The 7,204-nt window shown below is 39.7% G+C and carries 7 protein-coding genes and 1 pseudogene; 4 read left to right on the plus strand and 4 right to left on the minus strand.

All coding sequences use genetic code 11. The annotated features are described in order from the left end of the window. Nucleotides 1–123 precede the first annotated feature (123 nt). Together JQC92_RS20060 and JQC92_RS22795 are read left to right on the plus strand one after the other, a co-directional pair. Nucleotides 124–1,139, plus strand: a pseudogene (locus tag JQC92_RS20060) (TonB-dependent receptor domain-containing protein); the annotation flags it as partial. A gap of 612 nt (nt 1,140–1,751) precedes the next feature. Further along, nucleotides 1,752–2,003 carry a hypothetical protein gene (locus JQC92_RS22795; protein ID WP_239480657.1) on the plus strand — a complete coding sequence of 84 codons (252 nt, stop codon included), beginning with the start codon at nt 1,752–1,754 and terminating at the stop codon, nt 2,001–2,003. A 32-nt stretch (nt 2,004–2,035) separates the two neighbouring features. On the opposite strand, the gene JQC92_RS20070 is transcribed toward JQC92_RS22795, so the two are convergent. Next, nucleotides 2,036–2,926: a LysR substrate-binding domain-containing protein gene (locus tag JQC92_RS20070; RefSeq protein WP_338049534.1), complete on the minus strand. Its 891-nt coding sequence runs from the start codon at nt 2,924–2,926 to the stop codon at nt 2,036–2,038. Between the two features lie 134 nt (nt 2,927–3,060). Here JQC92_RS20070 and JQC92_RS20075 point away from each other — a divergent pair, with 134 nt between their 5' ends. Together JQC92_RS20075 and fghA are read left to right on the plus strand one after the other, a co-directional pair. Beyond that, on the plus strand, nt 3,061–4,212 hold the full coding sequence (locus tag JQC92_RS20075; RefSeq protein WP_205001310.1) for an S-(hydroxymethyl)glutathione dehydrogenase/class III alcohol dehydrogenase: 1,152 nt from the start codon (nt 3,061–3,063) through the stop codon (nt 4,210–4,212). Nucleotides 4,213–4,214: 2 nt separating this feature from the next. Beyond that, a complete protein-coding gene (gene fghA, locus JQC92_RS20080) occupies nt 4,215–5,051 on the plus strand; it encodes an S-formylglutathione hydrolase (protein ID WP_205001311.1) in 837 nt (278 codons plus the stop codon). 95 nt (nt 5,052–5,146) lie between these two features. Here fghA and cspE read toward each other — a convergent pair whose 3' ends face one another. From cspE to JQC92_RS20095, 3 genes are all read right to left on the minus strand, one after another. Then, nucleotides 5,147–5,359, minus strand: a complete 213-nt coding sequence (gene cspE / locus JQC92_RS20085; RefSeq protein ID WP_129945244.1) for a transcription antiterminator/RNA stability regulator CspE — start codon at nt 5,357–5,359, stop codon at nt 5,147–5,149. Nucleotides 5,360–5,827: 468 nt separating this feature from the next. Beyond that, nucleotides 5,828–6,025, minus strand: a complete 198-nt coding sequence (locus tag JQC92_RS20090) for a hypothetical protein (RefSeq protein WP_205001312.1) — start codon at nt 6,023–6,025, stop codon at nt 5,828–5,830. 149 nt (nt 6,026–6,174) lie between these two features. Then, nucleotides 6,175–6,714 (minus strand): hypothetical protein, encoded by a 540-nt coding sequence (locus tag JQC92_RS20095; protein WP_205001313.1) that lies wholly within the window; start codon nt 6,712–6,714, stop codon nt 6,175–6,177. Nucleotides 6,715–7,204: the final 490 nt, after the last annotated feature.

Here is a 7,204-nt window from a genome sequence, read left to right on the forward strand (position 1 = left end):
AAAACTCCCTCTATATCTTGGTTTTTTTGAGTTTGTACACAATGCTGGCCTACGAGGTAAAGGGCTGCTTGAGCCACTCATTCAACTATTGGTTACCTAGCAGTCTTGAACCCGATATGAGCCATCTACGATATCCGTAACCCTAATTTTAATGACGGTAAATTTGAAGATTATGATCCACTATTAACTTCTAACTATGACAAGGGTGTGCAAGCTTGGGGCATTGGTGTTCAGCACGTAGGTTATTGGGGCGATCACTTCACCACTCGTGTTGGTGTTGCGTTTAATGAAATTAAACAAACTTACCAACATCTAGGTGTTGATCCAAGATACAGCTCAAGCCGTGCAGAACCTACACCAGAAGCCGACAGTAAAGATAATGGCGTCACTTATAATTTAGGCGTAACTTATTCACCAATGGATAACCTATCTATCTTTGCTAACCACTCTAAAGGACGAACAGCCTATAGCGTCTTAGGCTCAGTGGTAGATGAAGCAGAAGCAAATCGTGAAGATTCAGAATCGATCAGTAACGACTTAGGTTTCAGAGTGAAAGGTTTTGATGATCAATTACTGGCTTCACTCGTTTTCTTTAAAAGTGCTCGAACAAACTTGCGCTACGGCAACCCTGAATATGATGAGCAATTAAACCCTGATGTGCCTAAGTTTACTATGATGGCAAAGAAGAAACACAAGGTGTTGAACTGGATTTAAATGCGCAGCTTAATGAGCAATGGATGATCAATGTCAATGGCATGTACCAAGATGCCCGTGACAAAAAAGATCCTAATCGTAGCAGTTACGATACTCGCCAAAAAGGTGTGCCGTTAGTGACGGCAAGTGCATGGGTAACCTACAGCGCAGAATTGTTTACATTAAATAAGCCATTAAAACTGAGCTTAGGTGTGCACTTTGTTGATAAACGCACGGCGGGTTCATCATCATTTGGTGTACCAGATGGTTATGTACCGAGCTACACGGTTGTGAACAGTGCGATAAGCTATCAGTGGAGTGATGTATCCATTCAATTGAACATCAACAACTTGTTCAACAAAGCCAACTACCAGAAAGCCTTGTTCCTAGGTGGGTTACCTGGTGAAGAGCGCAATGCTAAGCTGACATTAACTTATCAACTTTAAATTACCTAAGTACCTGAGCGCAATAATTATCAAAAAACTTATCGACAAATACTTAAGAGCCTCTACGGAGGCTTTTTTTCATCTAGACTCAACAACTTCGTTGACAAAAACTCGTCCATTGATAAATTATTCAACCAGAAAGCAAATAGTTAGGATGTCTATTTGTCTCAAAAATCATAATACTAAGGGATATAGTCAAATGAAGAAACTTCTGCTTTGCGCCGCCATAATGGTAACCATTCACCAGCCCCGTATTGACTTTTCAAATAAACAGTGAAACTTACTTGCGGGGTGGTACTTGTGTCACAAAACAATGGCAAGCTTGTAGTTATAAATGCCAATAAACGGGAGTTTGAGATTGTCAATACCCCTCTGGTGAATGCTTACCCATAATGAGCCTTATAGCTTGTAAAAGTACCGACATCAGACGAATTGCGGATTCCGTTTCAGATATAGCCGGTATAAGTAATGGTAATGCTCCAGTTCGAGTGTCAGGAACCGCTAACAACCAATATACGACGAAAACAGAGTCCTTTGCATCACTACTGCTACAAAAATGATGTCGGTTTGATAAGAAGCATTAAAGCGGAAAAAAACCCTAAAGGAATGACCATGATTCGGTTTGTATCATTGCATCAAGACAGCGGTGCTGAAATAGAATCAACACAGTACTTGTATCCTATTGACGATAACGGTTGGTTAGTCGACTCTCCAGTCACTATGTTTCGTTATGGGCGCCCTCAAATGCTCAATAGTGGTAATTACTATTTAAAATCAGAATCAAAACAAGGGAAATTCGCTACCACTGGTGAACTGCAACTTCAAGCAGGTGTTACCAATGTGGTGACCATCGAAATGCTTTAACTGAACCTTAAAATCGATAGGTGCTTAAATAATCAGTACCTATCGATATTGCTTTCCAAGAACTCAATAAACAATTTCACTTTATAAGACAACTGACGATTATGTGGATAAAGCGCCCATATGCCTTCTGTTGACTCTCGATACCGCCTCAACACTTCCACCAACTTGCCTTGCTCTAATGCCTGCTGAACGTAATAACCGGGTAGTTGCACCAAGCCCAATCCCTTAATGGCACTGTCATAGAGGACCTGTCCAGAATTACAGCTCAATCTGCCTTTAATTTGAATGGTTCTCGCTTTTCCATTTTCATTAAAGCGCCAATGGGAAAGCGTTCCAGCCAAGCATTGGTGCTGATTAAGCTCTGAAAGTGTATGCGGCTCTCCATGCTTTGTGATGTATTCAGGGTGAGCGCAAACATAGAGCTGCCGACTGGAAAGTCGCTTAGCTATCATTGAAGAATCATTGAGTTGACCAAGACGAATTGCCACATCCATATTCTGATCAATCAAATCTAACTGGCGATTGGTGAGAATGAGTTCAACATCCAATTGTGGGTGCAACAATAAGAAATCATTGATGATCGGTCCAATAAAGCGCTCACCATACGTGGTTGGTGCGGTGACACGAATCAAGCCTTTTGCTTGTTGTTGCATATCAGTAACGGCTAACTCGGCTTGCTCTAATCCCTCAATGAGTGGCTTACAATTCTGATAATAAAGTTTACCAGCGTCCGTCAGTGATACTTTTCGAGTGGTTCGATGCAATAACTTAACCGACAACGCCGCTTCAAGCGTGGCAACTTTGCGACTAACCTTTACTACTGAGACGCCTAACCTTTCTGCGGCTAATGTAAAGCTTTGTGTCTCAGCGACGCAAGCGAACTCATTTACCCCTTCCCAAATGGCCATGTACTTCTCTCTCATGGTGATTTGCTTTCAATTATTACATATATGAAAGAATCATTTTCAATAAAGGGTGATTATAAAAATAATAATAATAGTTAGACTTTATGCACGTCGAACTGATTTACAGCCTTAGGCTGATGTAGGAGTACTCCATGACGCTAAACATTAAACCCAACCAAACCTTAATTAAATCAAAAGCTGCCGTTGCTTGGGCTGCGGGCGAACCACTAAAAATGGAAGAAGTGGATGTCGAACTGCCTAAAGCGGGCGAAGTATTAGTAAGAATCGTCGCAACAGGTGTGTGCCACACTGATGCATTCACTTTGTCTGGTGAAGATCCTGAAGGTATTTTCCCATCGATTCTTGGCCACGAAGGTGGCGGTATTGTTGAAATGGTGGGTCAAGGTGTCACTTCTGTTGTCATCGGCGATCACGTTATTCCACTTTACACCGCCGAGTGCGGCAAATGTAAATATTGTACGTCAGGGAAAACCAATCTTTGCCAAGCTGTACGCGAAACTCAAGGTAAGGGCTTAATGCCTGATGGTACCAGTCGTTTCTCTAAAGATGGTCAACCAATTTATCATTACATGGGCTGCTCAACGTTTTCTGAATACACCGTACTGCCAGAAATATCATTAGCCAAAGTCAACAAAGATGCACCATTAGAAGAAGTGTGTTTGCTTGGTTGTGGCGTGACCACAGGTATGGGCGCTGTACTTAATACCGCTAAAGTAGAACAAGGTGATACTGTCGCTATTTTCGGCTTAGGCGGTATTGGACTTTCGGCTGTTATTGGCGCAAAAATGGCAGGCGCAAGCCGTATCATTGGTATTGATATCAATGACAGTAAGTTTGATCTAGCGAAACAATTGGGGGCAACTGACGTCATTAACCCAACTGAATTTGATAAGCCAATCCAAGAAGTAATTGTAGAAATGACCGATGGTGGCGTAGATTATTCCTTTGAGTGTATTGGTAACGTCAACGTGATGCGACAAGCACTTGAATGCTGTCATAAAGGTTGGGGCGAATCCGTCATTATCGGTGTTGCTGGAGCAGGACAAGAGATCACTACTCGTCCGTTTCAATTAGTGACAGGCCGAGTGTGGAAAGGTTCAGCTTTTGGTGGTGTAAAAGGTCGCTCGCAGTTACCGCAAATCGTTGAGCAATACCTTGCTGGTGAATTTGGACTGCAAGAATTTATTACTCACACAATGAGTCTAAATGATGTTAACCATGCCTTTGATCTGATGCATGAGGGCAAGAGTATTCGCACCGTGATCCATATGGACAAGGATTAATCATGAGCTTAGAAAATATCAGCCAAACTAAAGTGGCTGAAGGCTGGCATAAACAATATGCGCATACTTCATCAGCATTAAACTGCAACATGCGCTTTGCGATATTTTTGCCGCCGAATGCCAGTGATGAAAACCCAGTACCAGTGTTGTATTGGTTATCAGGCTTAACCTGCAGTGATGAAAACTTCATGCAAAAAGCAGGCGCCTTTAAAGCGGCAGCAGACCTTGGTATCGCCATTGTTGCACCCGATACTAGCCCTCGTGGTGAAGCAGTAGCAGATGATGATAGTTACGACTTAGGTCAAGGTGCGGGGTTTTATGTCAATGCCACGCAGGCGCCTTGGTCAGCGCATTATCAAATGTATGATTACATCGTCGATGAATTACCGCAATTGATTGAAACTCACTTCCCTGTAACCAAAGTAAAGTCCATCAGTGGTCACAGCATGGGGGGACACGGCGCATTAGCCATCGGCCTTAAACACCCTCAGCAATATCGTGCGATTTCTGCTTTTAGCCCGATAAGTAACCCAACACGCTGCGCTTGGGGCATCAAAGCATTCTCAGCTTATTTAGGTAACGACGTCGAGTCTTGGAAACAATACGATGCTTGCGAGTTACTGAAGCAAGAAAAAGCCACGCTGCCAATTTTAATTGACCAAGGTGATGCTGATAACTTTTTAACGGATCAACTCAAACCTGAAAACTTACTTGCAGCCGCCGAAGTACATAACTCAAACATAGAGCATAGAATGCAAAGCGGTTACGACCACAGTTACTTTTTTATTGCGAGTTTTATTGAAGATCATTTGCGTTTTCATGCAACGCATTTGGTATAACGAATATAGAAAAGAAGTGAGAATTAAAGAAGTAATTTAGAAGGGTAAAACAAATGACGTAAAGAGCATCAACTCTTTACGTCAAGTATTGCTACTTAAAGAGCAACAACGTTTGCAGCTTGAGGACCTTTAGGACCTTGCTCAACGTCAAAAGAAACTTTTTGGCCTTCAGCTAAAGTTTTGAAACCTTCTGAAGCGATAGCACGGAAATGAACGAATACGTCAGCGCCGCCATTGTCTTGAGAGATAAAACCGAAACCTTTATCTTCGTTGAACCATTTTACTGTACCAGTTGTGTTAGTAGACATGTTGTGTCCCTTATATTTAAAAAATTAATAAAATTACCGTAATGATACGATGCACTGATAAATTGAATTATTTAATGCGACGATAAAGATAAGAAAAATAGAGGATAACAACGAAACGAAGAAATTCTACAGTTTTACTTTTTTACTCATTACTCATTAATAACCCTGCATAACAGAGCGAGGTAAATCATACAGGGGAATGAAAAAGAGTAAAGCTTTTTCGGTAATTTTTTGTTCAACTTGCAACATTACCAGTCAAAATGAGAACAGATACAGCTTTACTGCCTCTAAAACAAGCACCCTAAACTTATGATTGTAAAGAAAAAAATTACCATCAATGATGACAACTTTTACTGTAGTCGGGTAATAAAGATTCACCCTCAATTACTCTGTAACCTTGATTAATACGTTGAAACTTTAGGTATCTAAAAGCCTAAAGTTTCATACTGAGTTGCTCTTAAAAGCATTTTAATCAGCAGAATCAAGCAATAAAGCAATAAAGCAATAAAGCAATAAAGCAATAAAGCAATAAAGCAATAAAGCAATAAAGCAATAAAGCAATAAAGCAATAAAGCAATAAAGCAATAAAGCAATAAAGCAATAAAGCAATAAAGCATCATACCGAACGAAACACGCTTTTGGACAAAAAGAGTTTACAGAATTCATACGTTCATTGTTGAACAAGCTGATCAAAATGGTAATCTTCAAGACTATAATGTTCTGAAATACGAATATTATTATCGTTCCTAAAAAACCGCAAAATATTCACCTGAACATGCTATTACTAACAGATCGTCTCGACATGACGCAAATGATCATCCCCAATCATAGTCATTAAATTGATATAAATATACTTTTAAATGAGAATCCTCCCACCATACTTTAGTTTTTATTGATTGTGCTGTAGAAGTGTCTATCTTCATGTGATCGCTTGACCAAGTACCCGAATACCCATTGACATAAATTTCATCGTATAAACTTTTTTTAATTGCAATATCAGCATTAATGATTGTACCAATAGGCAAGAATGAAGAGTATGTTGCGGGATCCCAAGCGGAAAGTTGCTCACCAAGATAGTCCCATTTTCCAGTCTTTTTATTGTGAGCCATGACATAAATAGTCTCGGCCATTGCGGATCTTATGGTTGTATTGAAGAGATACACATAACCAGAATCATCGTTTTGTGTTTGTAGACTTTTTTGGAAATTATTGAAATTCGATGACTGAACTTTTTCTTGTTCAACTTGAAGGTAATGGATTTTATTTGCGGTCTCTACTGAAGCAGCAAACACACTCGCTGAATTAATTTGTAGAGATAATAGCACTGTGCATATAGTTATGGTATTGAATTTCATTATTTATCCTTTGCAAAAATAAAATTACCTTTCAAAGTATACTTATATAAGTCTTAACAGTTATTGAATCAGCTTATCTTTTAAGTCGAAATTAATTAACCATCATTAGAAATAGTATTACAAAAAACTGTCGTTGCTAACATGAAAAGGGACTGAAATGAGCCAGAAAACAGAAGATTGCAGCTCATACAGTATGATATTTTATTTCTTGGTATGGATCTTTATTGCCTTACTACATTTACTGTAGTCGGGCAATAAAGATACATCCTCAAATACTCTGTAGCCTTGATTAATACGTTGAAACTTTAGGTACCCAAAAACCTAAAGTTTCATACTTAGTCGCTCATAAAGGTATTTTGACTAGAAAAATCAAGTAATAAAGATAATTAGGCTCCCCACTCTTAGCTAGGTGATGTATTTTATACACTCACCGCTATTCTGGAGTCTGATATGAAAAGTACCATTATTGGTGTTGATTTAGCCAAAAAAG

This window comes from Parashewanella hymeniacidonis (assembly GCF_016900895.1).
Classification (GTDB): Bacteria; Pseudomonadota; Gammaproteobacteria; order Enterobacterales; family Shewanellaceae; genus Parashewanella; species Parashewanella hymeniacidonis.